Source organism: Pseudomonas fluorescens, from assembly GCF_040448305.1.
Classification (GTDB): Bacteria; Pseudomonadota; Gammaproteobacteria; order Pseudomonadales; family Pseudomonadaceae; genus Aquipseudomonas; species Aquipseudomonas fluorescens_BH.
This window is the reverse complement of record NZ_CP148752.1, coordinates 5,647,685-5,671,931: the sequence shown is the minus strand read 5'-3', so window position 1 is coordinate 5,671,931 and position 24,247 is coordinate 5,647,685. Positions and strand designations below refer to the sequence as shown.

Below are 24,247 nucleotides of genomic sequence, written 5' to 3'. Positions count from 1 at the left end.
TCCCTCAGAACTGGAAGTAAAGGAACGGCGAGAAGCTTTGCGCCGAGAGTTTGAGAATCGAGGCGATGAACAGCAGCAGCACCAGCGCACGCATCACGTAGCGCGACCAGTCAGCGGTCCAGTAGGCCGGTTGCACCTGGGCTTCGACGCCGACGGTGTAGCCAGGCTGATGGATACTCGCCGGGTTATCCCCAGGCACGGCCTTGATCGTTCCCGGTGTCGCAGCGGCCGGGCCGTCGGCGTCGACGTTCACGGCAGGCTTGGTCTTGACCGGAGGCTGATTGCTGTAGAAATCCCGCAGGCCGAAGAACGCCAGGGTCACGTAGGCCACGATCAGGGTTGCCACTTGCAGACCGGTGAGGCTGGCCTGGTTGAGTTCCGACAGCGACCAGTCGCCGAAGCTGAACATCGCGCCGTACATGCGCCCGGCGACGTGCAGGTTTTCCGCGCGGAAGATCACCCAGCCCATCACCACCAGCAGGAAGGTCAGTGCCCAGCGGATCGGGTTGATGCTGCGTGGCGAGGTGTTCAGGCCAATGGCTTTTTCAATCGCCAGCCACATGCCGTGCCACGCACCCCAGACGATGTAGGTGATGTTCGCGCCGTGCCACAGACCACCTAGCAGCATGGTCAGGAACAGGTTGCGATAGGTCATCAGCGTGCCCTTACGGTTACCGCCGAGGGTGATGTACAGATAGTCACGCAGCCAGGTCGACAGGCTGATGTGCCAGCGCCGCCAGAACTCGGTGATCGACTGGCTGATGTACGGCTGCTTGAAGTTTTCCATGAAGCGGAAACCCATCATCAGGCCCAGGCCGATGGCCATGTCGCTGTAACCGGAGAAGTCGAAATACAGCTGCGCGGTGTACGCCAGCGCGCCGAGCCAGGCATCGCCCGTGGTCGGGTTTTGCAGGGCGAAGCAGTGGTCGGCCACCACCGCCAGGGTGTCGGCGATGAAGACTTTCTTGATGAAACCCTGCATGAACCGCGTGCAGCCCTCGGAGAACTTGTCGAGGGTGTGGGTGCGGTTGTTGAACTGGTCGGCCAGGTCGCGAAAACGCAACACGGGGCCGGCGATCAAGTGCGGGAAGATCGCCACGAACGCCGCGAAGTCGATCAGGTTGCGGGTCGCCGGGGTGTCACCACGGTAGACGTCGATGATGTAGCTGATGGACTCGAAGACGTAGAACGAGATCCCGATCGGCAGCAGCACGTGGGTCAGGATGAACGGCTCCAGGCCCACCGACGTCATCATTGCGTTGATGCTGTCGACACCGAAGTTGGCGTACTTGAAGTAGCCGAGGATGCACAGGTCGACGGCCACGCCGAGCAGCAGCCAGCGCTGTGCCGGTTTGGTCCTGACCCCGGCGGCCCCGACTTTCAGGCCGATCCAGTAGTTCCACAGCGTGACGCCGGCGAACAGCGCGAGGAAGTCCACACGCCACCAGGCGTAGAACACGTAACTGGCAATCAGCAGCAGCAGATTGCGATAGCGTTGCCCGCTCAGGTAGTACAAGCCGAGAAAGATCGGCAAGAACAAAAACAGGAACACGTTGGATGAAAATACCATCCCGATCTCTCCTTGTTTGAATCAACAGTCAAGGGCCAACGGCCCCCCCAAACCCCCCACAAAAATCAGGGGGGCTAACTCAATAAACCTACTTTCGACACCGACCCTGTGGGAGCGAGCTTGCTCGCGATGAGGGAGTGTCAGTCGACATCGATGTTGAATGTCAGACCGCTATCGCGAGCAAGCTCGCTCCCACAGGTTTTGTGTCTGCCTTCAAGAACCCTTGCTGCCCTTTTCATTGGCCGGGTCGTAGACCTTGGTCAGGTCACCGCCGAGGCGGAAGGTCTTGAACGGTTGCATCTTGTGTTTCTTCGCCAGCACCTCGGGCGAGCAGGTGTAGAGCGTGCAGAACGGTTCGAGCCAGGCGAATTTCGAGTCGACCTTCAAGTCGGTCATGTCCTGTTCCTTGCCGTTCTTTTCCTCGAACTCATCCGGGTCTTTCACCCCGGCGAGTACCCGGTCACCCAGGCGTTTCAGTGCGCCATTGTTTTCCTGACGCAAGTCCACGCCATTGACCTGGGCGAAACTGGCGATCATCGCCAGCGGCGGCAGGGCGTAGTTGTGGTACGCCAGCGCCCGTTGTTCACGCTTGAGTTCGTTGGGCAGATAGCCGTCGGCGTCAACCTGGTTGGCGCCGACCTTGTATTCCTTCACGGCCCAGTCGAACAGGTCGCGGCGGTTGGTGGCGACGGACGTGGCCATCACCGACCAGGCGGCCCAGTACGAGTGGTTGTTGGTCTGCTCGAGCGGCAGGTTGTCCCAGTCGCTGACCACCTGGTCGGCCATCTTGCTGAACCAGGCTTCGATCAGCTGCGACTCTTGCTGATGGTTGGCCAGCGGACGGGAGTCGGAAAACTTCAGGCGAATGTATGAAGACGCCATGCTGCCCAACGCCCATTTACGCATCGACTTGCCGGTGTGGTTGAAGTCCTTGGACATCAATGCATCCGCCCGAGCCCAAGTAGCCAGCCAGTTCAGTGTGCATTCCAGTTGTGCAGGGCGGCCGTCACGCATGAACTGCATCACGCGCTTACTGATGCCGCGCTCGATCTTGGTGATGTCGGCGGTACTTTCGCGGAAGGCTTTTTCCGACTGCACGTTCAGGGTCGAACGGGCCTTGTCCGAGCCTTCGTACTTGCTGCGAAATTGCAGCGAGCCGGTGTAGGGCGTCGGCATCGCATCGCAGCCTTCGCTCTTGTCGCCGGTTTTGACTTTCTCAATCGGTGCGAAGTAACCCTGTGGCGGACGCAATGGCGTCGCCGCTTGTGTGGCGCCAGCAAACATCGCCAGGCTCAACAGCGTCGGTGCCAACAGATGCTTCAGTTTCGGATTTCGCATAGCAGACCTCATTGCCCGGCCGAAGCGGTACGTTGCTCAGCGCCCGGGAATACGTTGCGTTTGCAGATTTTCGCTTCGACTTTCTGTGGCGCGGCACCCGCTTGCTCCGGGCCCTGGACTTCAACGGCCAGCAGGTTCTGCGAGGCCCAGTCTTCGTCCGTGCGCAACTCGAAAGCGAAACGCCCGTCAGTATCGGAAGTTTCCGGTTTGTCGATCTTGATGTCCTCGTGGCGACCGTTCATGTACCAGAGGGTGGCTTGCAGGGTTTTCACCGAAGTGTCGGCGAAGTGGATGTCGACCTGGTGGCTGGCGTTGCGCAGGTCCAGGTTCTTGCTGTTGACCATCAACTCGTTTTTGCCCGGCTTGAGCGTGGCGCTGCCGGACATCTGTGCATCCTTGCCTTCGCAACCGTTGTCCAGCAGCGCCATCATCTGGCGGTAGATGGTTTCCTGGTCGAGGCGGTACAGCGGCGAGAATTCCCAGATGAGAATCTTCGGCGGGTTCTTCTGGAACTCGTCGCTGCCCAGGTACTGCAGCATCGAACCTTCCAGGCCGCCGCCGGGGAACGCCACGTTGAGAATGTCGGCGCCGATGGCCTCTTCGAGGAAACCGGAGAAGTTGTAGTTCTTGCCGCTGTGGGAGGTACCGACCAGGGTGATTTGCGGGTTGCCGGAATCGCCGAACAGATCGCCATCGCCCGCTTCGCCCTTCGGCTCGGTGGTGAACTGATCCATGTACTGGATCGCGTAGCTGGTGCCACAGAGTTGACCGGCCATGTTGTGCAATGTTCCGGTCTTGCCCATGCGACCCGACTTTTTGGTCTCGAATTCGCGCTTGGGAATGTCGGCGAATTCAGGCAATTGCTTGACCTTTTCGGCGACGATTTTCGCCGTACGTTGGGCACCATACGGGGTCCAGTGCTGGTCGCCACGGAAGTAGAAATCGTGGGCGGGCAGGGTGTCGGGCAACGACTCGTCGGTCAGCGGCGACAGGTCCGGAACGACGTAGCCCATCTGCGCGAAACGACCGAGCATGGACTTGTAGTTCCTCAGCGCCTTGTCGAAGTCGAAGCTGGCCTTCTCCGCCGGGTTGAGCTTGTTGCGGTTCACCAGTCCACGGGTCGGCTGGTACACGACGACCAGTTCCACGCCTTTGCTCTTGAACGCATCGTGCAGTTGTTTCATGCGTTTGTAGCCGGCGGGCGAGGTGTCGAATTCGGTGCGCAAGTCTTCTTGCGTACGGAACAGCCAGTCACCCTGGGCCTGTACCAGCGTGGTGAAGTTCTGCTGATAACGGGTGGTGTAGTTCTTCGCATCGTGGGCGGCCGGGCACAGGCTGCAGCACGGTTCTGCGGTGAAGCTCGGCGCTTTGATTTCGTCGGCGCGAACACCGCCGCTGGCTGCGAGAATGCCGGCGGTCAGGGCCGACAGGCTGAGTAATTTGATCAAGTGTGGGTGCATAAGATTATCCTCAGTCCCGCATTTCGGTCTGGCGTTCGACGGGGTCGATCAGCACGGCTTTCTGCTGGCGCACCAGCAGGTCGAGAATTTCATCCTGGCGCTCGCCAAGAATGCCGGTGAAGCTGATACCGCTGGATTTGGTCGGTGCGAGCATGGACACGCGGTACAACTCGACACTCAGCGGCGAGTCGATGGACAGCGGGCCGCTGCCGTTGGCCGCCAGCTCACCGCCGACCACGATCAGCGACACCTGGGCGTCAAACGGGTCGAGCTTGATGTCACGGTCGGTGTTGCTCAGGTCCTTGATGTGCCCGTAGACACCGGTCAGGCCGTTGGCCATGGATACGTTTTCGTACAGGCGAATGTTCACGCTGTTACGAATGCGGATGCCGTGGCGGCGGTTGCTGACGACTTTGTTGCCCCACAGCAGGTTGTCGGCACTCTCGTAGAGGGTGATGCCATCGGTGTGGTTCTGGTAGATCTCGTTGTGGGCGATCAGGTTGTTGACGCTGTTACGGTCGATCACCAGGCCCGACAACTTGTTGTCGTAGCTGCGGTTGTTGAAGATGAAGCTGTCGTTGACCTCACGGGAAATAATGATCCCGTGCTTCTTCCTGGTCCCGTACACCGTGTTGTCGGCAATGATCAGGCCGTGGGAACGGTCGTGCGGGTCAATGCCGTAGACGATGTTGTCTTTGTAGGTGTTGCCCTTGACCACGAAGTCGCGGGTTTCATAGCAGTAGAAGCCGTACCACATGTCCGAGAATTCGGAGCCGACGATCCAGCCGGTCGGTTCAGGGCGCTTGAGCACCTTGGCCATGTTCGGCGTGTATTGGGAAATACTCACGCCGTAGGACTTACTGTTGGCGTAGCCGAAACTGGCGATCTTGCTGTTGGCGATGTAGGTCTCGGTGCCGCCCCAGGACAGCAGGAACGGACGGAATTCCTTCGGCGAGTTGAACGTCGCCGGGCCGTTGTCCTTCTCGCGCCAGCCAGTGATCTTGGTATCGCGAACGAACAGTTGGCCGTCGTTGACCAGGAACGCACCGGCCTCTTGGGACAGGCGGAGTTCCTGGGTCTGCTTGTCGATTTCCAGAATGCCGTGACGACCGACCACGATCGGCAACTTCGCCAGGAACACACCCGGCGAGGTTTCGCTGAAGTACTGCTTGGGAACCTTTTTCGCCAGGTCCTTGAGGTTCATGTAGCCATCGTCGACGAAGATCGCCTGGGGGATGCCGTGCTGACGCACCACCCACTCGGCCATCTTGTTGTCGCCACCGATGAAGTCCTTGAGGGCGTCTTCCTGCATCATCCGGCGCACGCTGATCTTGCCGGCCTTGCTGCGCACGATTTTCGCGGCGATAGCCTCAGCGGTGTAGCCGGAAACGTCCGGCAGTTTCGGCTTGGCCAGTTCCAGCGGTGCGGTCGGTGCGCTGCTGACGGTATAGGTCTTGGCCTGTTGCAGTTCCTTGGCCACGGTTGCCGGCTTTGCAACTGGCTCCACATTGGCGAAGGCAGTCGCACTGGCCAGCAGCATCGCGCCGGCCAGCAGGCTGATCGAGCCCTTTATGGCTTGATGATTCATCTGGGAGACTCCCTTCGCAATGTGCATCAGAAGCGCCAGATCACGTCGATGAACGCGCGGTGCATGTACGAATCGACTTCCTTGCCGTACGCATCGCCCGGCTTGAACACGCCGCCACGCAAGCGCACCAGGGCCGAAGGCTCATCGATCGCCTGACTCATCGACGCCGGCAACAAGCCTTGCTTGAAGTACTTGGTCACCACCAGGTCCATTTCCTGACCGAGGTCTTTCTCGCCATCGTTCAGTGGCAGGGAAGTACTGGACAGGATCGCGCCGGTCACGTCGTCGGTGTTGTTCTGCACGGCGTCGATGCCGTTGCTGCCGACCGGCTTGTTGCCGTCGACGCGCCAGAATTTGTGGTAGATCAGGCTGGCGTCGTATTCGTCGTTGAGCATCCACGAACCGAACAGGGTGGCGCTCTGCAGGTTGTTCATTTCGCCACGGAAGGCCTCGCCGAAACGGTGCACGCGCGAGCGGGTACCGGTGTAGTTCGAGCGGTTACTTTCCAGGCCGTTCTGTTCATAGTCTTCGCTGGCACGGGCGTAGGCCGCACCGACTTGCCATTGCGGATCGAGGCGCAGGCGAACACCCAGGTCGGTGGCCCAGCCATCGACATCGCCGCTGCGCTTGGCTTGTGCGGGAGCGGTGCCATCGGCGTTCAGTGGGTTGACCGTGTCGCGGTCGCCGCTCATGCCGGTGATGCTGCCCCAGTAGTTGACGGTGTTGGTGTTGCGCCAGTTGTAGGCGTCGCTGTCGGCGGTGAGGCCGAGCCAGCTGATGTCGCCGTTCTGTTTCTTGTCCAGCGAATCGCTCGGCACGCCCGGTTGTGCGTAGTCGAGTTTGCCGTCGTCGTGGGTGTGGTGGCCGCGAATGCCGACCCAGTTGCCCGGTGTCCACTGGTACGCCGCATCGGCGTAAGCGTGCAGGCGATCCTTGTCCTCTGGCGCGAGCTCCTTGAGGTCTGTGCGGTACTCGCTGAAGCGTTCGGCGATACCCACGTTGGCGCGCAGCAGGGTGGTGTCGAAGGTCCAGTTCAGGGCTTCGATGTTGGTGTCGCGCCATTGGCCGTCGTCGTTGCGCAGGCGCTGGCGACCGAACTTCAGGATCTCGCCGGGGTAAGGCGTGAAGCCGCTGTAGCCGACCCAGAACTCACGCATGGCCAGGTAGTTCTTCTTGGTTTCGCGATCACCGTTGTCAGTGTTCTCGGCGCCATCGGATTGTTGCAGGGTGTCGGTCTCGATGATGTCGGTGGACGTCACCGCTTGACCCATGGCGTAGGCGCTCCACGCGCCGCTTTCGCCGTAGACCCACGGACGCAGGTCGAGGCCGACGCCGTTGACGTCGCCGCCGTCGGCGGTGCCGAGGTCACGGTCGTCTTCGGACTGGCCGGTGATTTTCACGTCCAGGCCGAAGTTCTTGGTTTCTTCAGTCATCGCAGCAAGCGTCGGGCAAGACCAGATCAGCGCGAATGTGAGGCCAATGCCGGCCTTCATGAATGGATTCAACTTCATTGGGATTCCTCGCCATCTTTTTCTTGCAGAGCATGCATTTCCGGCGTGTTCGGGCTCAGGGCACCGCGCACGGCCTGTTCTTGTTTCAACAGGCGTTGGGCTTCGGCCAACCGGTCGGGCGGCAGTTGCGTTTGGATTGTTTGCGCAAGCTCGGTGGCTTGCGGAGTGTTCTGGGCCAGGGCCAGTTGGCTGAAAACATAGGCGTTCAGCGGATCAGGCTTGGTGCCCTTGCCTTGGGAAAACAGTTGGGCAATGGCGAAGTCGGCGCTGTTCTGGCCGTTGCGCGCAGCGGTCAACAGATGGTCTAGGGCCTTCTGCGGATAGACCTTGCCCAGGTAGCCACGGCGATAGATCTGGCCGAGGTAGTAATCGGCGGCGACTTCGCGGCCGACGGCTTTCTGGAAATGCGCTTCGGCGACCTTGGCATCGGCCGGCACCAGCTTGCCTTCGAAGTAGAGCTTGCCCAGCAACAGTTCGGCGCGGGGCTGGTCGGCGGCGCGACCGTTGTCCAGGTACTTCATCATCTGGTCGACGTCGCCCAGTTCCGGGAAGTCGTAGAGCAGTTGCGCGAGGGTGACCCACGACGCCGGGTAGCCCGGTGCGATCGGTTCGAGCAGCGACTGTGCGGTTTTCTCGTCAGTCTTGCCCAGGGACGCATCGGCGAGCACGCGGGCGACGCTGTCGACGCGCTGCGCCGAAACGGTGCCTTGGGCATGAGCCGCTTGCATCTGCTTGATCAGCTCGGCCTGTTGCTCTGGCTTGGCCTGTTTCTGATAGACCGTGGCCAGTTCGACGTAGCAGATGTCGCTGATGCTGAGCGCGGCCTTGCAGATTTTTTCCACGTCATCCAGATGCTGGTCGTAGGTGCCCTGGGTGCGATAGAGCAACACCTGCGCCAGACCTGCTTCCGGCTTGCCTTCGGCGCGCCATTGGCTGATCTGCTGCTGCGCGTTCACGTTGGGGAAACTGTGCGGGTATTGCAGGTACAGCATCGCCAACGGGATCAGCGTATTGCCTTCGCCTGCCGCAGCGGCTTTTTTCAACAGGGTTTCGGCTTCGTGTTGTTCCGCTTCGGTGGAACCGGGCTTGGCCACCAGCAGACGACCGAGGCGTGCCTGGGCGCGCGGCGAAACGCTGGCCGCGGCGCGGTAAGTCGCCTCGGCCTGTTTCATCTGCGCCGGGTCATGGCTGTCGACCTGGATATCGGCCAGGCCGACCTGGGCTTCGCTGTAGCCCAGGTCGGCCAGTTGCCGGTAATTCTGCGCGGCGGTGGCGGTATCGCCACGCTTGAGCGCTTCGTTGGCCAGGCGCTGGTCGGGCAGGCCGGCGCAGCCGCTGAGGCTGACCGCCAGGGCTAGCGAACAGAACGCAAATCCCATGTGGGAGCGAGCTTGCTCGCGATGCGGCTGGCTCGGTGCATCAGACAGACCGCGTCGATCCCATCGCGAGCAGGCTCGCTCCCACAGGGTCGGCGGTGTGTTCAAGATATGAGTAGTCACAGGCATGTCCTCGACTTAAAGACCGACAGCCATGGCTTTGTCGATCAGCCAGTTCAGGTTCGGGCCACGGTCGCTGTTCACTTCCACCGGGCGGCCGGCGAGGGAGCTGTCCAGGGATTCGTCCGGCTGGATCAGCACGCGGATGTCCGAAGACAGGTCGGCGCTTTTCAGGCTGGTGCTGCTGACGATCTTGCCGGCGCGGCTCTTGTCCTCGCCGGCGATCTGGAAGCGCACCGAAGTACCCGGGCGCACGTCGCCGAACTGGCGATAGGAGAAGCGCGCTTCAACATTGGCTTCGCTGCCCCGCGGGACCAGTTGGAAGATCACGTCGCCCTTGCTGGCGTACTGACCGTTGGCGACCATTTGCTGGGCCACGGTGCAGTCGCAAGGCGAGGTCAGGGTGCCGGTCATCTGCTTGCCGAACAGTTCTGCAACCTTGGCCGGTTGCAGTTGGTCTTCGTCCAGATGGCCCTTGAGTACGTCGAGCATGCTGGTGCTGAAGGTCGCCAGCGGTGCGCCCTTGGTGGCCACGCCGTCGGCTTTCACCAGGCTCTGCACGGTGCCGTCGCGGGGCATGGTGATGTTCACGCCCGGCACGCTGACCAGACCGGCCTGGGCGTGGCTGACGAAGTACATGCCGTACACCGATTTGAAAATAAAACCGAACGCGGCCACGCCGACAACGAAGACCCCCAGGCTGAAGGTCACGGCTTTCATGCGGCCGAACGCGGTCATGCCGTGGCCGCCGTCCTTCATCTTGCGCGCCTTGGTGAAGTTGTCGCGCTGCAGGGTCGCCAGCATTTCACCCACGCTGACGATGTCGCCAGCCAGGTGCGAAGTGATCAGGTGGCGCAGGGTCGAGATGTCCCGTGGTTCCAGGTTCTGGAACTGGCAGCCGGCGCGTCCGGTCTCGCGGTCGAAGGAGCGGACCTGCAACTCGACGTCCATGGCCAGGCCGAGGTTGTCGATCAGGAATTGCAGGCGGGCCTTGTACACGTCACCGATCTTCAGTGGCAATTGACCGGCGTTGAACGCCAGGCCACCGGCGGACAGGTCGATCACCCGGGCTTCGACCGGCGTCCGGTCAGGGCCGAAGAAACGCAACTTGGCCGGGATTTTCACTCGGGCGTGTTGGCGCTGGGCTTCGGATTCGTGCACTACGTTGGCGTTGACGGCGGTATTCATAGGGGGCGTTTTCCTAGTTAATTCAGGCGAGTTCGGTCAGACCATCAACAGCAGCACGGCGACAAAAATGCTGCCGGCAGAGAAGGTCATGGTCCGAGACGACCAGGTGTTGAACCAACGTTGAAAGCTGGCGAGATCACGGGTCAGAGACGTGGGTTGGCGAGTCCAGGACTGTTGGTCGAGGCGGAAGAACACGTAGATCTTCACCAGCGCGCCGACGATCTGGTTGTAATAGAGAATCGCCGGGTAGGCCGGACCGATCCGGTGTCCGGAGCACGACAGCAACAAGGTCAAGATGAACCGGGTGATGCCGATCCACAGCAGGTACACCAGGATGAACGCGGTGCCGTATTTGAAGCTGGCGATCAACGCCACGGTCAGACCCAGCAGGGAGGTCCACATCGACACGCGCTGGTCGAACAGCACCACCGAAGTGAACGCACCGAGGCGTTTGATCCCCAGGCCCAGGGCGCGGGAGTTCTGCCGCAGGTTGTTGCCGTACCAGCGGAACATCAGCTTGCGACTGGCCTTGATGAAGCTCTTTTCCGGCGGGTGCTCGACGGTGTTGATCGCGGCGTCGGGCACGTAGAAGGTGTCGTAGCCCAGACGCATCAGGCTGAACCAGCTCGACTTGTCGTCGCCGGTAAGGAACTTGAAACGACCCAGGCGCCAGTGTTGCAGCGAGTCGCTCTCCACGTCGGCGATGAATTCCGGGTTGGTGACCACGGTGGCACGGAACACCGACATCCGCCCGGTCATGGTCAGCACGCGCTTGGACAGGGCCATCGAGCACATGTTGATGTGACGCTGGGCGAAACGCAGCTTGTGCCATTCGCTCATGATGTAGCCGCCGCGCACTTCGCAGAACTCGTTGGTGGTCAGGCCGCCGACGTTGCCGAACAGCTGGAACCACGGCACGGTCTTGCGCACCACGCCTTCGCCGAGCACGGTGTCGCCATCGATCACGGCCACCACGGCGCGGTCATCCGGCAGGTGTCGGGAGATGGCGCGGAAGCCGTAGGCCAGGCCATCGCGCTTGCCGGTGCCGGGAATGCGCACGAAGTCGAGCTTCACCCGGGACGGCGGGTTCATCCGGTTCCACAGGCTTTTGACCAGCAGCTCATCGGACATTTCCACGATGGAGCAAACCACGGTGGTCGGCAGGCCGCAGTCGATGGCTTCGCGGATCACCGAGCTGTAGACCTGCGCGGTGGTCAGGGCATCGATGCGGAAGCTGGTGACCATCAGGAACACGTGGGACGGGTCAGCCGCTTTGCCCAGCTTGCGCACTTTGCGCCGCAGGTACGGGTAGACGATGTACAGAAAAATCATGCCGCGCACAAAGTGCGTGGCACCCATCGAGTAGCGCCAGATACCGACGATACCGATCAGGAAAATGAAGTCCTTCGACTCGGAGTCGAACGTGGACACGGGCAACGCCATGGCGAGGCCCATCAGTAAACTCAGGTAGAACAGCCAACCGGCGGCCTGGAGTAGGCCGTGCTTTAGCCTGTGCATAATCGGAATCCTAAAGTCAGTTGCAAGCCCCAAGCTTCAAGCCCCAAGCGAGGAGCTTTGAACTTGCGGCTTGGAGCTTGAAGCTTGCGGCTGCTTTACCAGCAGATACCTTCGGCCCGGCTATTCGTGCTGGTGGCCTTGGACATGAAACCAACCAGGTCGATCACCTGCTTGCCGTGTGGGACGTCCTGCACCAGGGCGCGGAATTTCTCGTCACGGTTGCCGAGGATGATCACGTCGGAGTTGTTGATCACCGCGTCGAAATCGGAGTTGAGCAAGGACGAGACGTGAGGGATCTTCGACTCGATGTAGTCCTTGTTGGCACCGTGAACGCGGGCGTACTCGACGTTGCTGTCGTAGATGCTCAGGTCGTAACCCTTGCCGATCAGCATTTCCGCCAGGTCAACCAGCGGGCTTTCGCGCAGGTCGTCGGTGCCGGCCTTGAAGCTCAAGCCCAGCAGGGCGACTTTGCGTTTGTCGTGGCTGGAAACGATGTCGAAAGCGTTCTGCACCTGGGATTCGTTGCTGCGCATCAGCGAGTTGAGCAACGGGGCTTCCACGTCCAGGGAACCGGCGCGGTAGGTCAGGGCACGCACGTCTTTTGGCAGGCAAGAGCCGCCGAAAGCGAAGCCTGGGCGCATGTAGTACTGGGACAGGTTGAGGGTCTTGTCCTGGCAGACCACGTCCATCACTTCGCGACCGTCGACGCCGACCGCCTTGGCGATGTTGCCGATTTCGTTGGCGAAGGTGACCTTGGTGGCGTGCCACACGTTGCAGGTGTACTTGATCATCTCGGCGACCGCGATGTCCTTGCGGATGATCGGTGCGTCGAGCTCTTCGTACAGCGATTGCAGAACGTCGCCGGACGCCTTGTCGAATTCGCCGATGACGGTCATTGGCGGCTGGTCGTAGTCGGCGATGGCGGTGCTTTCGCGCAGGAACTCAGGGTTCACGGCCACGCCGAAATCAACGCCGGCTTTCTTGCCGGAGCAGTCTTCGAGAATCGGGATGACCACGTTGGCCACGGTACCCGGCAGCACGGTGCTGCGCACGACGATGGTGTGGCGGGTGGTCTTGTCACGCAGGACAAAACCGATTTCGCGGCACACTGCCTCGATGTAGTTCAGCTCCAGGTCGCCGTTCTTCTTGCTCGGCGTGCCCACGCAGATCATCGACAGGTCGGTGTCGCGAATCGCCTCGGCGAAGTTGGTGGTGCCACGCAGACGACCGGTCTGGATGCCCTGTGCCAGAAGTTCGCCCAGGCCTGGTTCAACGATCGGCGATTTGCCGGCATTGATCATATCGATCTTGTCTTTGGCCACATCGACGCCAACGACGTCATGGCCCCGTGCAGACAGGCAACCGGCACATACTGCGCCGACGTAACCCAAACCAAAAATGCTGATGCGCATCGCAATTACCTCTGTATTGATCAAGCCATTAGATGGCCGGAGTTAATGGTGTTCAGCGTGTTTTAGTGCACTCGCAAGTGTGCCTTACAGGCGCAACAATGCCGTGTGCTGGCATATAAGTTACGAGTGTCTAAATAAATGCACTCAAGGTGTGCGCAACTAGGCCTTGTTGTTATGATTTGCCCTGTTATGCAGCCGATCCTCCTTTCAGAAAGATGCAGGTGCAACGGCCTTGCACGCTTGATGTCAGGCCGAAAGCCCGTGGATCAAGCGGTTTGGTGCTCGGGTGAGCACGTTTATAGGGGCGCTGTCGTGGCCTTGTAGGGGATAGTCATATTGCGTTATCTCCTGTCAGTCTGGTGTTGTCCAAATCGGCGATCAGGTGAGTGTTACAACTTCGCTACATGAATCGCTTATCGGCGTAAGTTATCTCGTACACGTTCGGCGAGAATCGTTACCGGTGGTATGAGCGGCGCGTTTGGACATAGTTCCAGTCCGCTCATCGTCAAATCTGAAATTTCTTGAAATATTGAGAAAGATGGCACTGCTCTCAAATTGATAGCACTTGCCGTTTCGCCCTTTATATATAGGCGGATCATTGGGCGGGATATTTTTTTGCCACTACTGTTAAAAAAAGTCAGTGCCACTACGCAAAAAAATGTTCGAAGTCGAGTGAAACTAAAGTTAGAAAATCGGGTGATGAATTTTTGGCGCCATAAATATGGCGAAAAGGCGGGGAAGGCTGAAGTGAATCAAGGGTCGGCGCACGAGGGTTGTGGAGGTCGTGCGCCGACCGGATGCATCACTCTGGTGCGTGATCGCGCAGAAACACCAGATTGTCCGGTTTGGATTGTTCGGCGCTGTAGCGATAGCCTTGAACGTCGAACTGCTTGAGGGTGGCCGGGTCGTTGATGCGTTCTTCGATGACGAAGCGGCTCATCAAGCCGCGGGCCTTTTTCGCGTAGAAGCTGATGATCTTGTACTGGCCGTTCTTCAGGTCCTTGAATTCGGTATTGATGATGCGCGCGTTCAAGGCGTTGCGCTTGACCGCCGAGAAGTACTCGTTGGACGCCAGGTTGAGCAGCACGTCATCGCCTTGATCGACCAGGGCTTCGTTCAGCCATTCGCTGATGCGCGTGCCCCAGAAGGCATACAAATCCTTGCCCCGGGCGTTGGCCAGCTTAGTGCCCATTTCCAGGCGGTAGGGTTGCATCAGATCCAGCGGGCGCAGCAGGCCATAGAGGCCGGAGAGCATGCGCAGGTGTTTTTGGGCGTAATCGAAATCGGCTTCGCTGAGGGTTTGCGCATTCATGCCGGTGTACACATCGCCCTTGAAGGCCAGCAGCGCCTGCTTGGCGTTTTCCGGGGTGAACGCGGGCGTCCAGCTGCCGAAACGCGCGGCGTTGAGCCCGCCGATCTTGTCGGAGACGTGCATCAACTCGCTGATTTGCGCGGGCGTCAGCTCGCGCAATTGCAGGATCAACTCCTGGGAGTGGTCGAGGTACTGCGGCTGGGTGAAGCGCTGGGTCGCCGGCGGTGTTTCATAGTCGAGGGTCTTGGCGGGTGAAATCACCATCAGCATGAAGTCGTCTCCTTTAATCGTGGCGGCGATTCTAGGGGGTTGTCGGCGTTGACTCCAGCTACCAGGGTCATAGGTGATCAGTGGTGGCCTCTGTAGGAGCGAGCCTGCTCGCGATGGTGTGTCAGTCGACACAGCGGTGCCTGACACTCCATCGCGAGCAGGCTCGCTCCTACAAGGGGCTGTGTTGCTGCAGGAGGTGTGTCTGGATCAGCTATAGTGCCGCGCGGGTTTTGTTATGGAGACATCCCATTGCGTATCGCTTTTCTCATCTCGATCTGGCTACTGAGCTTCGGCGCCATTGCGGCACCAAGCGATGTGGCGACGCTCGATCGCAGCACCTGGCCGGAAAAACTCGGCAACCCGACGCTGTTTGACGTGGCGTCCAGGGCCGAGATCCTCATGTTTTCCAGTGTGCTGTTGGTCAGCGAGGCGCTGGATGAACCCGCCCTGGCCCAGCGCCTGGGCCTGCGCACGATCAATCTGGAGTCGGTCAACCGGGTTCGCCAGCGCATGTGGCAACGGCTGCTGGCCAACTACAACTTCGCCCAACAGAGCTGCGACCAGGATGCCTCCTTCTGTTTCCTGGTCGAAGACCTGCCCACCTTGCGCGAACAGGCCGCCAAGTTCCAGGTCGGCGCAGACAGCTACTACATCAAGTGGGCAGAGCCGAGCCGTGTGTTCCACACCCAGTACCTGGACGAACAGTTGCGCAAGGCCGCGCTGTTCCCGCAAACCAGCAGCGAAGTCGATCATTTTGGCGACTATGAGCGCAGCGGCGACGGGATGCATGACCGGCTGTTTCTGCTGACCTTCGACAGCGCCGCCAACGCCGTGCCGGATAACACCGCCTGGGTCAGCGAGTACCTGCGCAAGTCGAACCTGAGCGGGACGTTCTTCGTCCTCGGCAAGGACATCCAGGCGCGTTTGGCCGAGCATTCGGTGAGTAACCTGCAAGCGACCTACTCGAGCCAGTGCATCGGCTTACAGGGCTGGGAGTTCCGTTCCCACAGCCACTGGCAGGACTGGCAGGACTCGGTGCGACGCAGCGCCGAACTGGTCAAGAGCAAGCTGCCGGAGAACTACGTGCCGCTGTTCCGTCCGCCCGATGGCCAGCGCCGTTCCGATGCCGAAGGCTTCTTCAAGACTCAGGGGCTGCAGGTAGCGTTGTGGGACATCGATGCCCAGGACGGTGCCGGCAAACTCAAGGGCAGCCCGAGTGCACAACGGGTGCTGACCCTGATGCTGCTGTGGCGGCACGGAGTGATCAATTTCAATGTGAAACAGGATGCAGTGAAAACGGCGTTGCCGTGGCTGGTTACGCAAACGGCGCCTGTCGGGATCGGCTGGGAAGATTGCCAGGATGCGTTTCGCTGAAAACGACAAAACCCCGTAAACATTGGGTTTTTGGCAATTTTGGAAGGGGATTCGTTGCAGGTGGACTTCCGACTTTAAACGGGTGATGGCAGTCCGCCAAGTGTTATTGGTCAATCTGCAAAATAAACTTCAAAAAAGCGTCAAAGTACTTTTTTCTGTCACACGTTTTGGAGTATTACGAAGACAGACCGCCGAAACCTGCAACACAGGTGGCGTCTTCCAAGACCCCGCATGTATGCAGAACACTTGAGTCCCCGCAGGTGTATTCGGCAGTCACTTCGAGGCGCAGCACCGTCAAGGTATTGCGTCGAATGGCTCCCACAAAGGTGACCGAGTATGGATGATCACGGACGTAGCTCTTCTTCCAACCAGCCAATCCTTTATGTACTCGATACCAACGTATTGATTCACGATCCAAACGCGCTGCTTAACTTCGAAGAACACCACGTCGCGATCCCGATGACCGTGCTTGAAGAACTCGACAAGCTCAAGAGCGGGCATCACAGCGTAGCCGCCGAATGCCGCCAGGCCATCCGCCTGATCGACAAGACTCTGGGCGATGCCTCACCCGAGGATGTCGAGCAGGGTGTGCCGATCCAGCGTGGCAAAAGCGGACCCAAGGGTTTGCTGTCAATTCTGATGAGCAAGCATGCCGAGCCGAACCTGATTCTGCCCGAGCACCTGAACGACAACAAAATCATCAATCAACTGATCGACCTGCACGCGCGCGACCCGAAGAAGCCCGTGGTGCTGGTCACCAAAGACATCAACATGCGCCTCAAGGCGCGCGCCTGCGGGATCGCGGCGGAGGACTACAGCACCGACCAACTGGTCGATGACGTGTCCTTGCTGCCCAACGGCTACCACAACATGACCGGCTCTTTCTGGGACCGCGTGAGCAAGGTCGAAACCCGTCAGGACCACGGCCGCACCTGGCATCAGGTGCAATTGATCGACAACCTGCCGGCGGTGCACATCAACGAATTCATCATTGATGAACAGGGCTTCGTCGGCTGGATCAAGGAGATCGAAGAGGACCGCTTGCTGATCCTCGACCTGCACCAGGAACCGCTGCTGCACCAGGAAGCCTGGGGCCTCAAGCCGCGTGATATCTATCAGAGCCTGGCGTTGTACGCGTTGCTCGATCCGGACATCCACCTGGTCAACCTGTCGGGTGCCGCGGGTTCGGGTAAAACCATCCTGGCGCTGGCCGCTGCGATCGAGCAGACCATGGTCAGCAAACGTTATCGCCGCATCATCGCCACCCGCAGCGTGCAGGGCCTGGACCAGGAAATCGGCTTCCTGCCCGGCACCGAGGCAGAAAAAATGGAGCCGTGGCTGGGCGCCATCACCGACAACCTCGAAGCCTTGCACATGGATGACGAAAGCACCCATGGCAGCGTCGACTACATCCTCAGCAAAGTGCCGTTGCAGTTCAAATCCCTCAACTACATCCGGGGCCGCAGCTTCCAGCAGAGCCTGATCTTGATCGACGAATGCCAGAACCTCACGCCGCACCAGATGAAAACCATCATCACCCGTGCCGGCGCCGGTTCCAAAGTGGTGTGCCTGGGTAACCTCGCACAGATCGATACCCCTTACCTGTCCGCGACCAGCTCCGGGCTGACCTACCTCACTGAACGCTTCAAGGACTTCCCGAACGGGGTGCACATCACCCTGCAAGGGGTACCACGCTCGATCCTGGCCGAATACGCCGAATCGCATTTGTAACTGTCCACCGAAATCGGGCGGCCGCGAGGTTGCCCGGTTTTTTGTACGCTGTTTACAGAGATTCCGAAAAATAGCCCTTGAGGGTTTCTGTCAGAATTGATTGAGCGTTCAATGCCTCTTTGGTGGGCTCAGGCTGTGAGCGATTAAACTTTTTTCGCGTCCAGCTGAAAAATAAGGGGCCATCAATAATGCGTTCATTGTGTTCCGCCAAATATAAATTGGTCACGGAGGTATACCTGGAGAAAACATGAAAATGTAGCTCATGATTGAGCTCGGAAATACGCATTATGTATATTTTCTCAGGAGAAAATAGAGTGTTTAAAGCTCGCTCCGTAAATGCCAAGCCTTTCATCAGTTCAGCACTTTCCGCCGAACTTAACTCTTCCAGTTTAAATATCTTCCGCTTGAGAGAAATAATCATGTAGCCCGGGATATCACAGTCCCGGCAGTGAGAGATTACGATGTGTTTTCCTGAGTAAATTGTCCGCGCTGACATGGACTAGCCTCCCGTGTACCACCATGGTTGACGTGTAGAACCTGCCCCGTTGAGCTGCTGCCTGAGGTCAGTAGAAAAACCTAATGCGATACCTCAGTACTGAAATTTTTAGAATCGTTAGCTTTGTTGGTCAGTTTTCCTCGAATTAACAAATTGGTCTAACATTCAGTTGTAGGAAGTTTCATAGCGGGCCATGAGTGGGTACTTACGGAAAATTCTCACGTCGAAATTTGTTATAGAATAATCAGTAACTTATCGGCTGGTGCACCAATTAAAACTGATCGGTGATGGCAGAAAAAGCGAATGTTCAGTAGGCTTTTGTTACATTTCTTTCTGTTGTTTGGTATGACTTTAATTTGTGTTTTTAAAACTTAATAAGGAATCGCATCTGAAACTGTCCACCGAGTCCGGGCGTATGAGGAACCTGTGGGAGCGAGCTTGCTCGCGATGACGGTGTGTCAGTCGACATCTCGGGTTAATGACAGGCCGCTTTCGCGAGCAAGCCCGCTCCCACATTGGTTTGTGGTGGGCCGACAATCGTGCGTGCGGAAATCTGACCCGCAGGTTTACAATCGACGCTCCTGATCAGGAGTAATCCCGTGCTGACTCATCTCGATTCCCAAGGTCGCGCCAACATGGTCGACGTCACTGAAAAAGCCGTGACGTTCCGTGAGGCGACCGCCCAAGCGCTGGTGCGCATGCTGCCCGAAACCCTGCAGATGATCGTCAGCGGCGGCCACCCCAAGGGTGATGTGTTTGCCGTGGCGCGCATTGCCGGCATTCAGGCGGCGAAGAAAACCAGCGATCTGATTCCCCTGTGCCATCCGCTGATGCTGACCGGCGTCAAGGTCGAGCTCAGTGCCGAAGGCGACGATTCGGTGCGCATCGTGGCGCGCTGCAAGCTGTCCGGGCAGACCGGTGTCGAGATGGAGGCCCTGACCGCCGCCAGTGTCGCCGCCCTGACGATCTATGACATGTGCAAGGCCGTGGACCGTGGCATGACCATCGAAAGCGTGCGTCTGCTGGAGAAGGTCGGCGGCAAGAGCGGACATTTCCAGGCGGAGCAGTCATGAACGTTACCGTGAAGTTTTTCGCCCGTTATCGTGAAGCGCTGGGTCTGGACTCGGTGAAAGTAGAAGGCAACTTCGCCACCGTCGACGACGTGCGCGCACTGTTGGCCCAGCGTGACGGTGCCGAGGTGTTGAGCGAGCAAAACCTGATGTGCGCCCGTAATGAAGACCTGTGCCAGCTCGACGAGCCGGTCAGCGAGGGCGATGAAGTGGCGTTCTTTCCGACTGTGACCGGAGGCTGAGCCATGGCGATTCGCGTGCAGTCCACCGCGTTCGACCCGGGTGCCGAAGTCAATGCCATGCACGATGCCAATGTCGGCGTGGGTGCGGTGGTGAGTTTTGTCGGCTACGTGCGCGACTTCAATGACGGCCTCGACGTCGCCGGGATGTTCCTCGAACACTATCCGGGCATGACCGAAAAGGCCCTCGGCAAGATTGCCATCGAGGCCGAGCAGCGCTGGCCGTTGCTCAAGCTGGAAGTGCTGCACCGCATCGGCGCCCTGGAACCGGGCGAGCCGATTGTCTTCGTCGGCGCGGCCAGCGCCCATCGTCAGGCGGCTTTCGACGCCTGCGCCTTTGTCATGGATTACCTGAAAACCCGTGCGCCGTTCTGGAAGAAAGAAAACACCAGCGACGGGCCGCGTTGGGTTGAGGGGCGTGACAGTGATCATGCGGCGGCGGATCGCTGGAAGCAGTAAGCCTATAGTTCCTTTATTGTCTATTCGGGCCTCTTCGCGAGCAGGCTCGCTCCCACACTGGATCTGTGTTCGCAGGACCACTGTGGGAGCGAGCCTGCTCGCGATGGCGTCATCTGCACCACTAAAAATCTTGATGATTCACCACCCGACCATCGGCCGGCACGGGCTGTATTTGCCTCATTGACGATTTATACATAAAAGTCCAGTATGGAATTATAAGTACAAAAAAGGTTTCCACCCGTTTCAGCTTTTTCTTCTGTCTTGCCAAACCAACAACAACCGCGAGAAAACGAACATGAAGAAGTTCCCCCTCATCACCGGTCTGGCCCTGAGTCTGTTGGCGTGCAGTTCTGTGTTCGCCGCCGAGAAAACCCTGCGCATCGGTATCGAAGCGGCGTATCCACCGTTTGCCTCGAAAACCGACAAAGGCGAAATCGCCGGTTTCGACTATGACATTGGCAACGCCCTGTGCGCGCAGATGAAGGCCAAGTGTGTGTGGGTCGAAGGCGAGTTCGACGGTCTGATTCCTTCCCTGAAGGTGAAGAAAATCGACATGGCGCTGTCGTCCATGACCATCAATGAAGACCGCAAGAAGTCGGTGGACTTCACCCACAAGTACTATTTCACTTCGTCGCGCCTGGTGATGAAGGAAGGCGCGGTGGTGGATGACCAGTACGCCAGCCTCAAGGGCAAGAACGTCGGTGTGCAGCGTGCCACCACCACCGATCGTTACGCCACCGAAGTGTTCGAGCCCAAGGGCATCAACGTCAAGCGCTACAGCAACAACGAAGAAATCTACATGGACCTGGCAGCCGGCCGCCTTGACGCGATTTTTGCCGACACCATTCCACTGAATGACTTCCTGTCGATGCCGCGTGGCAAGGGTTACGCTTTTGTCGGGCCGGAGCTGAAAGATCCGAAGTATGTGGGCGAGGGTGCCGGGATTGCCGTGCGCAAGGGCAACGCCGAGTTGGTCAGCGAGCTGAACACGGCCATTGATGGCATTCGCGCCAGTGGTGAGTACCAGAAGATTTCGGACAAGTATTTCAAGTCCGACATTTACGGCGACTAATCAATCGCTTTCGCGAGCAGGCTCGCTCCTACAGGGTACGGTGTACACCGATCCATTGTAGGAGCGAGCCTGCTCGCGATGACGTCGGATCAAACAACTCAAATCTCAGGGCTCAGCCCTTCAATTCCTTCAAATGCTTGTACACCGTCGCCCGGCCCATGTTCAGCACATTGGCCACGTAGTTCGATGCGCTTTTGCCCTTGAACGCGCCTTCGGCGTGCAACGCCAGCACCAGTTCCCGCTTGTGGTCGCGAGTCAGCAGATTCAGGCTCAACTGGCGCTCGCGCAGCCAGGCGTGGAGGAAGGTGTTGATCCGCTCCTGCCAGTCATCGCGAAACAGTGAATCCGGTTGCGGGATCAGCTTGGTCGGCGACAGGAACAGGTCCAAAGCGGCCTTGGCATTTTCGAACAACGAAATATTCAGGTTGATGCACAGCACCGCCAGCGGACGATCTTCGCTGTCCCGTAGCACGGTGCTGAGGCTGCGAATCTTCTGACCATCCCAGTTGAGCTTTTCGTACGGCCCGATGTTTCGTTCGCTGACATCTTCGCTGAGCATGTCTTCCAGCGCCGAGTCGTCGCCGATTTCCCGCTTGGACAGGTTGTTGGCGATGTAGTCGACCTTTTGCGTGCGCAGGTCGTGCAGCACCACTTCGGCGTGGGGAAAGAACAGCGTGGCGATGGCGTCGGCAATCGCGTGGAAGTTATCCAGGGACGTGTCGTCCAGGGCCGAGTCTTTTTCGGGGGCGTTCATACAGTGGAACTCCGGGCAGCGTCAGCGCCCCATCAAAGGGGCGCTGAAAGTGTGCCGTAATCGTGTGGGCACGTCACCTGAGGATCAGGATCAGCCGAGGCGGGCAGGGGAGAGCATTTCGGCATTCAGGCCGAAATGGCGGAGTGACTCGGGCAATGCGGCGCCGCGCACCAGTGCCGCGCTGGCCTGGCCCATGGCCGGCGAGGTCTGGATGCCATAACCGCCTTGTGCCGCGACCCAGAACAGCCCCGGTACCTGTGGATCGAAGCCGGACAGCAAGTCGCCGTCGCTGACGAAGCTGCGCAGGCCGGCCCAGGTGCGGGTCGGGCGGCGAATGGTCAGGGTCGTGGCTTCTTCGATCTGGTAGATGCCCATGGCGATGTCCAGCTCTTCGGGCTGCACATCGTGGGGTTCCACCGGGTCGGCGTTGGCCGGCGAACCGAGGAACATTCCGGCGTCGGGTTTCATGTAGAAGGATTCGTCGAGGCTGACCAGCATCGGCCAATTGTGGATGTCCACGCCTTCGGGGCCGGCGAAGATGAACGCGGCACGGCGTTTCGGTTGCAGGCCCAGCGGCTTGGCGCCAGCCAGTTCGCCGATCTTGTCGGCCCAGGCGCCAGCGGCGTTGATGATGATCGGCGCGCTGAACGTCTGGCTGCCGGTCTGGACCTGCCATGTACCTTGGCCGTCGCGGCTCAGGCTGACGACTTCGCTGTCGGTATGCACTTCGCCCTGGTTGCGGCGGATACCGCGCAAATAGCCCTGGTGCAGGGCGTCGGTGTCGATGTCGCTGGCGGTCGGGTCGTAGATGGCGCCGTGGACTTTTTCCCGGCGCAGGACCGGCACCAACGCGCAGGCCGCGTCGGCGTCGAGCAACTGCATCTCCGGCACCGTGGTTTTTGCGCTCTGGTATTGCCTGTTCAGTTCGTCCGGGTCACCGGTCAGGTCCACGGTCATTTCGCCGCGCGGGGTCAGCAGCGGGTGTTCGCAGAAACCGCCGGGCGGGTTGTCGAAAAAGTCCCGGCTGGCCAGGGTCAACGCCCGCACTTGCGGGGTGCCGTAGGCCGCGGTGTACAGCGCCGCCGAACGACCGGTGGAGTGATAGGCCGGATGGGATTCGCGTTCGAGCACGATCACGCGGCCGTGCTGCGACAGCCAGAAACCCGTGGAAGCACCGGCAATCCCGCCGCCGATGATGATGAAATCTGCCTGGCTCATGAACGTCTCCTGTTGGGGCGTAAATGCCAATGGTGTAGAGATTTCCTGTGGGAGCGAGCCTGCTCGCGAAAGCGTCGGATCAGTCAACATCTATGTTGAATGAAAGATCGTATTCGCGAGCAGGCTCGCTCCCACAGGTGAGTGGTGGTGTCAGCGGGACAGGCGATAGATCGCATTGGCCAGCGCAATGTCTTCCAGGCCCAGGCCGATCGAGCGGAAAAACACATGGCGATCGTAATCGGGGCGCAGGACTTTTTCGCTGAGCAGGTCGGGCAGGTCGCCGATAATCGCGCTTTTGTCCCAGCCGTGCCGTTCGGCGGCGATCAGCATTTCACCGGCCGAGCCCGGGGTGGTCAGGCGATAGTCGCAAAACACCTGCATGTCTCTGAGGCTTTGCGGCGGCACTTCATGGGCGCGCGGCGCATTGGTACTGATGGAGGTGATAAGCGCTGGTTTGCACAGGCTTGACGGGTCGATCACCGGACCGGCGGACGAGGTGCAGAGCATGATCACGTCGGCGTCCTGAACGGCAGCTTCGCGACTGTCGACGATGTTCAGGCGTGGCTCGATGTTTTTCAGCAGGCTCACGGTTTCGGCGTCTTCGCTCAAGCTCGGCGAGTACAGGCTGATGCTCTGCCAGTCGCGCAGGCCTTTTACGTAATGCAGGTGCGCCTGGGCCACTTTGCCGCTGCCGATGATGGCCAGGCGATTGGCTGTGGGTGGCGCGAGGGCGTCGACCGCCACGGCGGTGGTGGCCGCGGTGCGAGCGGTGGTCAGTTCTCCGGCATCGCACAGCAACAGCGGCTGGCCGGTTTGCATCGACATCAACAGCGTCCACGCCGTCACCAGCGGCCCCTGTTCACGGACGATGTATGGCGATGTCTTGATCCCGTACACACCGTCTTCGGCCAGCACGCCCAGGTAGTTGATGAAGTCGCCGGCGCCCTGTGGAAACTCCACCAGTTGCTGCGCCGGTTGTACGGCTTGCCCGGCGGCCAGGTCGCGGAAGAGTTTGCGCAGGATCTGCGGCACATCAACCTGCGCCAGTAGCTCGCGAGCCTGGGCTTGGGGGATCACTTGGGGCGCACTGGACATGGTCGGCTCCGGAGTTGGAAGTAAACTAATTTGTCCATTATGGACTTTTAGATATCTCTGGCAAGCTCCTGTTGAA

General features: G+C 59.5%; 20 protein-coding genes and 1 pseudogene. 7 read left to right on the top strand and 14 right to left on the bottom strand.

Annotated features, from left to right (window positions below):
• Nucleotides 1-4: 4 nt before the first annotated feature.
• From WHX55_RS25775 to yaaA, 10 genes are all read right to left on the bottom strand, one after another.
• A complete protein-coding gene (locus WHX55_RS25775; protein ID WP_353741550.1) occupies nt 5-1,570 on the bottom strand; it encodes an MBOAT family protein in 1,566 nt (521 codons plus the stop codon).
• A 213-nt stretch (nt 1,571-1,783) separates the two neighbouring features.
• Complete coding sequence (locus tag WHX55_RS25770; RefSeq protein WP_353741549.1) at nt 1,784-2,908, bottom strand: mannuronate-specific alginate lyase; 1,125 nt, start codon at nt 2,906-2,908, stop codon at nt 1,784-1,786.
• 8 nt (nt 2,909-2,916) lie between these two features.
• Nucleotides 2,917-4,368, bottom strand: a complete 1,452-nt coding sequence (locus WHX55_RS25765) for an alginate O-acetyltransferase (RefSeq protein WP_353741548.1) — start codon at nt 4,366-4,368, stop codon at nt 2,917-2,919.
• 10 nt (nt 4,369-4,378) lie between these two features.
• On the bottom strand, nt 4,379-5,956 hold the full coding sequence (gene algG / locus WHX55_RS25760; protein ID WP_353741547.1) for a mannuronan 5-epimerase AlgG: 1,578 nt from the start codon (nt 5,954-5,956) through the stop codon (nt 4,379-4,381).
• Between the two features lie 26 nt (nt 5,957-5,982).
• Complete coding sequence (locus tag WHX55_RS25755; RefSeq protein WP_150715469.1) at nt 5,983-7,467, bottom strand: alginate export family protein; 1,485 nt, start codon at nt 7,465-7,467, stop codon at nt 5,983-5,985.
• On the bottom strand, nt 7,464-8,972 hold the full coding sequence (gene algK / locus WHX55_RS25750) for an alginate biosynthesis TPR repeat lipoprotein AlgK (protein WP_353741546.1): 1,509 nt from the start codon (nt 8,970-8,972) through the stop codon (nt 7,464-7,466). Before algK ends, WHX55_RS25755 begins: the two co-directional genes overlap by 4 nt.
• 9 nt (nt 8,973-8,981) lie before the next feature.
• Nucleotides 8,982-10,151, bottom strand: a complete 1,170-nt coding sequence (locus WHX55_RS25745; protein ID WP_353741545.1) for an alginate biosynthesis protein Alg44 — start codon at nt 10,149-10,151, stop codon at nt 8,982-8,984.
• A 36-nt stretch (nt 10,152-10,187) separates the two neighbouring features.
• Nucleotides 10,188-11,672: a mannuronan synthase gene (gene alg8, locus WHX55_RS25740; RefSeq protein ID WP_191628060.1), complete on the bottom strand. Its 1,485-nt coding sequence runs from the start codon at nt 11,670-11,672 to the stop codon at nt 10,188-10,190.
• A gap of 92 nt (nt 11,673-11,764) precedes the next feature.
• Nucleotides 11,765-13,081 carry a nucleotide sugar dehydrogenase gene (locus WHX55_RS25735; protein WP_046041959.1) on the bottom strand — a complete coding sequence of 439 codons (1,317 nt, stop codon included), beginning with the start codon at nt 13,079-13,081 and terminating at the stop codon, nt 11,765-11,767.
• A gap of 802 nt (nt 13,082-13,883) precedes the next feature.
• The gene (gene yaaA, locus WHX55_RS25730; protein WP_057713390.1) at nt 13,884-14,663 is read right to left on the bottom strand and encodes a peroxide stress protein YaaA; all 780 of its coding nucleotides are present in this window, start codon (nt 14,661-14,663) and stop codon (nt 13,884-13,886) included.
• 249 nt (nt 14,664-14,912) lie between these two features.
• Between yaaA and WHX55_RS25725 the strand changes: the two genes are divergently transcribed.
• Nucleotides 14,913-16,037, top strand: coding sequence for a polysaccharide deacetylase family protein (locus WHX55_RS25725; RefSeq protein ID WP_353741544.1), 1,125 nt, complete (start codon nt 14,913-14,915; stop codon nt 16,035-16,037).
• Between the two features lie 336 nt (nt 16,038-16,373).
• Nucleotides 16,374-17,768: a PhoH family protein gene (locus tag WHX55_RS25720; protein ID WP_008050144.1), complete on the top strand. Its 1,395-nt coding sequence runs from the start codon at nt 16,374-16,376 to the stop codon at nt 17,766-17,768.
• A 52-nt stretch (nt 17,769-17,820) separates the two neighbouring features.
• Here the strand turns inward: WHX55_RS25720 and WHX55_RS25715 are convergent, their stop codons facing one another.
• A complete protein-coding gene (locus WHX55_RS25715) occupies nt 17,821-18,264 on the bottom strand; it encodes an HIT domain-containing protein (protein ID WP_353741543.1) in 444 nt (147 codons plus the stop codon).
• A 599-nt stretch (nt 18,265-18,863) separates the two neighbouring features.
• On the opposite strand from WHX55_RS25715, the gene moaC reads away from it, so the two are divergent.
• From moaC to WHX55_RS25695, 4 genes are all read left to right on the top strand, one after another.
• On the top strand, nt 18,864-19,337 hold the full coding sequence (gene moaC, locus WHX55_RS25710; RefSeq protein WP_056726185.1) for a cyclic pyranopterin monophosphate synthase MoaC: 474 nt from the start codon (nt 18,864-18,866) through the stop codon (nt 19,335-19,337).
• Complete coding sequence (moaD, locus tag WHX55_RS25705) at nt 19,334-19,576, top strand: molybdopterin converting factor subunit 1 (protein WP_075945584.1); 243 nt, start codon at nt 19,334-19,336, stop codon at nt 19,574-19,576. Before moaC ends, moaD begins: the two co-directional genes overlap by 4 nt.
• A gap of 3 nt (nt 19,577-19,579) precedes the next feature.
• A complete protein-coding gene (gene moaE / locus WHX55_RS25700) occupies nt 19,580-20,032 on the top strand; it encodes a molybdopterin synthase catalytic subunit MoaE (RefSeq protein WP_007989960.1) in 453 nt (150 codons plus the stop codon).
• A 295-nt stretch (nt 20,033-20,327) separates the two neighbouring features.
• A complete protein-coding gene (locus WHX55_RS25695; protein ID WP_353741542.1) occupies nt 20,328-21,104 on the top strand; it encodes an ABC transporter substrate-binding protein in 777 nt (258 codons plus the stop codon).
• 112 nt (nt 21,105-21,216) lie between these two features.
• On the opposite strand, the gene WHX55_RS25690 is transcribed toward WHX55_RS25695, so the two are convergent.
• Together WHX55_RS25690 and WHX55_RS25685 are read right to left on the bottom strand one after the other, a co-directional pair.
• The gene (locus WHX55_RS25690) at nt 21,217-21,858 is read right to left on the bottom strand and encodes a PAS domain-containing protein (RefSeq protein ID WP_150726829.1); all 642 of its coding nucleotides are present in this window, start codon (nt 21,856-21,858) and stop codon (nt 21,217-21,219) included.
• Between the two features lie 90 nt (nt 21,859-21,948).
• Nucleotides 21,949-23,076 carry an FAD-binding oxidoreductase gene (locus tag WHX55_RS25685; RefSeq protein ID WP_353741541.1) on the bottom strand — a complete coding sequence of 376 codons (1,128 nt, stop codon included), beginning with the start codon at nt 23,074-23,076 and terminating at the stop codon, nt 21,949-21,951.
• Between the two features lie 47 nt (nt 23,077-23,123).
• On the opposite strand from WHX55_RS25685, the pseudogene WHX55_RS25680 reads away from it, so the two are divergent.
• A pseudogene (locus tag WHX55_RS25680) lies at nt 23,124-23,222 on the top strand (metal ABC transporter ATP-binding protein); the annotation flags it as partial.
• 4 nt (nt 23,223-23,226) lie between these two features.
• Here the strand turns inward: WHX55_RS25680 and WHX55_RS25675 are convergent.
• Complete coding sequence (locus tag WHX55_RS25675; RefSeq protein WP_353741540.1) at nt 23,227-24,171, bottom strand: ornithine cyclodeaminase family protein; 945 nt, start codon at nt 24,169-24,171, stop codon at nt 23,227-23,229.
• Between the last annotated feature and the right edge of the window lie 76 nt (nt 24,172-24,247).

Coding starts and splice junctions, on each gene's coding strand:
- WHX55_RS25775 (WP_353741550.1), bottom strand. CDS start 1,570: ATGGTATTTTCATCCAACGTGTTCCTGTTTTTGTTCTTGCCGATCTTT.
- WHX55_RS25770 (WP_353741549.1), bottom strand. CDS start 2,908: ATGCGAAATCCGAAACTGAAGCATCTGTTGGCACCGACGCTGTTGAGC.
- WHX55_RS25765 (WP_353741548.1), bottom strand. CDS start 4,368: ATGCACCCACACTTGATCAAATTACTCAGCCTGTCGGCCCTGACCGCC.
- algG (WP_353741547.1), bottom strand. CDS start 5,956: ATGAATCATCAAGCCATAAAGGGCTCGATCAGCCTGCTGGCCGGCGCG.
- WHX55_RS25755 (WP_150715469.1), bottom strand. CDS start 7,467: ATGAAGTTGAATCCATTCATGAAGGCCGGCATTGGCCTCACATTCGCG.
- algK (WP_353741546.1), bottom strand. CDS start 8,972: ATGCCTGTGACTACTCATATCTTGAACACACCGCCGACCCTGTGGGAG.
- WHX55_RS25745 (WP_353741545.1), bottom strand. CDS start 10,151: ATGAATACCGCCGTCAACGCCAACGTAGTGCACGAATCCGAAGCCCAG.
- WHX55_RS25735 (WP_046041959.1), bottom strand. CDS start 13,081: ATGCGCATCAGCATTTTTGGTTTGGGTTACGTCGGCGCAGTATGTGCC.
- yaaA (WP_057713390.1), bottom strand. CDS start 14,663: ATGCTGATGGTGATTTCACCCGCCAAGACCCTCGACTATGAAACACCG.
- WHX55_RS25720 (WP_008050144.1), top strand. CDS start 16,374: ATGGATGATCACGGACGTAGCTCTTCTTCCAACCAGCCAATCCTTTAT.
- WHX55_RS25715 (WP_353741543.1), bottom strand. CDS start 18,264: ATGTCAGCGCGGACAATTTACTCAGGAAAACACATCGTAATCTCTCAC.
- moaD (WP_075945584.1), top strand. CDS start 19,334: ATGAACGTTACCGTGAAGTTTTTCGCCCGTTATCGTGAAGCGCTGGGT.
- moaE (WP_007989960.1), top strand. CDS start 19,580: ATGGCGATTCGCGTGCAGTCCACCGCGTTCGACCCGGGTGCCGAAGTC.
- WHX55_RS25695 (WP_353741542.1), top strand. CDS start 20,328: ATGAAGAAGTTCCCCCTCATCACCGGTCTGGCCCTGAGTCTGTTGGCG.
- WHX55_RS25690 (WP_150726829.1), bottom strand. CDS start 21,858: ATGAACGCCCCCGAAAAAGACTCGGCCCTGGACGACACGTCCCTGGAT.
- WHX55_RS25685 (WP_353741541.1), bottom strand. CDS start 23,076: ATGAGCCAGGCAGATTTCATCATCATCGGCGGCGGGATTGCCGGTGCT.
- WHX55_RS25675 (WP_353741540.1), bottom strand. CDS start 24,171: ATGTCCAGTGCGCCCCAAGTGATCCCCCAAGCCCAGGCTCGCGAGCTA.